Annotated in this window: 2 rRNA genes; both read left to right on the forward strand. The window is 57.8% G+C overall.

Annotated elements, in window-relative coordinates:
• Positions 1–31: 31 nt before the first annotated feature.
• Positions 32–3,149: ribosomal RNA gene (locus E1293_RS45685) — 23S ribosomal RNA — on the forward strand.
• Between the two features lie 155 nt (positions 3,150–3,304).
• Positions 3,305–3,421 (forward strand): 5S ribosomal RNA (rrf, locus tag E1293_RS45690).
• Positions 3,422–3,423 lie beyond the last annotated feature (2 nt).

Raw genomic sequence — 3,423 nt, forward strand, 5'->3', positions numbered from 1 at the left:
TTGTCTGCGATTTGTTTTGATCGTTTTGTGTGTTCAAGTTTTTTAGGGCATACGGTGGATGCCTTGGCATCAGGAGCCGATGAAGGACGTGGGAGCCTGCGATATGCCTCGGGGAGTCGGCAACCAGACTTTGATCCGGGGATTTCCGAATGGGGAAACCTGGCACCCGTCATGGGGTGTCGCCGCCTGCTGAATGTATAGGCAGGTTGGTGGGAACGCGGGGAAGTGAAACATCTCAGTACCCGCAGGAAGAGAAAACAATAGTGATTCCGTGAGTAGTGGTGAGCGAAAGCGGAGGAGCCTAAACCGTGCGCGTGTGATAGCCGGCAGGCGTTGCGTGTGCGGGGTTGTGGGACCACCCTGGTCCAGCTGCCGCTGGGTCGAGGAGTTATAAACTGCTCGGATAGTTGAACGGCTTGGGATGGCCGACCGTAGACGGTGAGAGTCCGGTAGACGAAATTCGAGTGGCTTCTGGGTGTGTTCCCGAGTAGCACGGGGCCCGTGAAATCCCGTGTGAATCTGCCACGACCACGTGGTAAGGCTGAATACTTCCTGGTGACCGATAGCGGACTAGTACCGTGAGGGAAAGGTGAAAAGTGCCCCGGTGAGGGGTCGTGAAATAGTACCTGAAACCGTGTGCCTACAAGCCGTCAGAGCGTCCTCACAGGTCTTTTGGGGCTTGTGTTCGTGATGGCGTGCCTTTTGAAGAATGAGCCTGCGAGTTATGGTGTGTGGCGAGGTTAACCGGTGGCGGGTAGCCGTAGCGAAAGCGAGTCTGAATAGGGCGTTTTTAGTCGCATGCTGTAGACCCGAAGCGGGGTGATCTAGCCATGGGCAGGGTGAAGCGCCGGTAAGACGGTGTGGAGGCCCGAACCCACCAGGGTTGAAAACCTGGGGGATGACCTGTGGTTAGGGGTGAAAGGCCAATCAAACTCCGTGATAGCTGGTTCTCCCCGAAATGCATTTAGGTGCAGCGTTGCGTGTTTCTTGCCGGAGGTAGAGCTACTGGATGGCTGATGGGCCCTACAAGGTTACTGACGTCAGCCAAACTCCGAATGCCGGTAAGTGAGAGCGTGGCAGTGAGACTGCGGGGGATAAGCTTCGTAGTCGAGAGGGAAACAGCCCAGATCATCGGCTAAGGCCCCTAAGCGTGTGCTAAGTGGGAAAGGATGTGGAGTTGCTGTGACAACCAGGAGGTTGGCTTAGAAGCAGCCATCCTTGAAAGAGTGCGTAATAGCTCACTGGTCAAGTGATTCCGCGCCGACAATGTAGCGGGGCTCAAGCACACCGCCGAAGCCGTGGCATTGCATCTCTTTGGGGTGTGATGGGTAGGGGAGCGTCCTGTAGCCGGTGAAGCCGCCGAGTGATCGAGTGGTGGAGGCTGCGGGAGTGAGAATGCAGGCATGAGTAGCGAGTCACACGTGAGAAACGTGTGCGCCGGATGACCAAGGGTTCCTGGGGCAGGCTAATCCGCCCAGGGTAAGTCGGGACCTAAGGCGAGGCCGACAGGCGTAGTCGATGGACAACGGGTTGATATTCCCGTACCCGCTGGTATGCGCCAACGCTGAATCCTCTGATGCTAACCACCTGAACCGGTGTTCGGGCCTTCGGGTCTGTTCGTTGGGGAGCGTGGGGCCCGAGGGGGTAGTAGGTGAGTGATGGGGTGACGCAGGAGGGTAGCTCAGCCCGGGCGGTGGTTGTCCCGGGGTAAGGCTGTAGGGAGAGAGATAGGTAAATCCGTCTCTCACATATCCTGAGAGCTGATGCCGAGCCGTTTTAGGTGAAGTGAGTGATCCCATGCTGTCGAGAAAAGCCTCTAGCGAGTGTACTGGCGGCCCGTACCCTAAACCGACTCAGGTGGTCAGGTAGAGGATACCAAGGCGATCGGGTGAACTGTGGTTAAGGAACTCGGCAAATTGCCCCCGTAACTTTGGGAGAAGGGGGACCACGCCTGGTGATGGCATTTGCTGTCTGAGCTGGGTGGGGTCGCAGAGGCCAGGGGGAAGCGACTGTTTACTAAAAACACAGGTCCGTGCGAAGTCGTAAGACGCTGTATACGGACTGACGCCTGCCCGGTGCCGGAACGTTAAGAGGACCGGTTAGATGCCCTTTGGGTGTCGAGGCTGAGAATCTAAGCGCCGGTAAACGGCGGTGGTAACTATAACCATCCTAAGGTAGCGAAATTCCTTGTCGGGTAAGTTCCGACCTGCACGAATGGCGTAACGACTTCCCCGCTGTCTCAACCACAGGCCCGGCGAAATTGCAGTACGAGTAAAGATGCTCGTTTCGCGCAGCAGGACGGAAAGACCCCGGGACCTTCACTACAGCTTGGCATTGGCGCCTGAAGCGTCTTGTGTAGGATAGGTGGGAGACTGTGAAGCCGGCACGCTAGTGTTGGTGGAGTCGTTGGTGAAATACCACTCTGGTCGTTTTGAGCGTCTAACCCGCACCCGTGTATCCGGGTGGGGGACAGTGCCTGGTGGGTAGTTTAACTGGGGCGGTTGCCTCCTAAAGTGTAACGGAGGCGCCCAAAGGTTCCCTCAGCCTGGTTGGCAATCAGGTGGCGAGTGCAAGGGCACAAGGGAGCTTGACTGTGAGACGGACGTGTCGAGCAGGTGCGAAAGCAGGGCCTAGTGATCCGGCACCTACGTGTGGAAGTGGTGTCGCTCAACGGCTAAAAGGTACCCCGGGGATAACAGGCTGATCTTCCCCAAGAGTCCATATCGACGGGATGGTTTGGCACCTCGATGTCGGCTCGTCGCATCCTGGGGCTGGAGTAGGTCCCAAGGGTTGGGCTGTTCGCCCATTAAAGCGGCACGCGAGCTGGGTTTAGAACGTCGCGAGACAGTTCGGTCCCTATCCGCTGTGCGCGTAGGAGAATTGTGAGGGTCTGTCCCTAGTACGAGAGGACCGGGACGGACGAACCTCTGGTGTGCCAGTTGTCCCGCCAGGGGCACGGCTGGTTGGCTACGTTCGGTCGGGATAACCGCTGAAAGCATCTAAGCGGGAAGCCTTCCTCGAGATGAGTTCTCCCTCCACCCTTCGGGGTGGGTAAGGCCCCCGGTAGACGATCGGGTTGATAGGCCGGAGATGGAAGCGCCGTGAGGTGTGGAGTCGACCGGTACTAATAGGCCGAGTGGCTTGAACACACATCACGTTCAATGCAAATCGCTGCGTGGTGTTCGCGTCCCTGTGTGGTTCCCAGAAAACAACTGGGCACCCGTAGTTGATAATTGGATACCGAGCCGAGTTGCTCGGACGATACTTCCCGCACCCCCTGGCTTGGGGGTGTTGGGGTTGGTCGTTCGGTGGTTTTGGCGAAGGGGAAACACCCGGTCCCATCCCGAACCCGGAAGTTAAGCCCTTCAGCGCCGATGGTACTGCATGGGAGACCGTGTGGGAGAGTAGGACACCGCCGGACTC

The sequence above is a fragment of the Actinomadura darangshiensis genome, from assembly GCF_004349235.1.
In the GTDB taxonomy this organism is placed as follows: domain Bacteria; phylum Actinomycetota; class Actinomycetes; order Streptosporangiales; family Streptosporangiaceae; genus Spirillospora; species Spirillospora darangshiensis.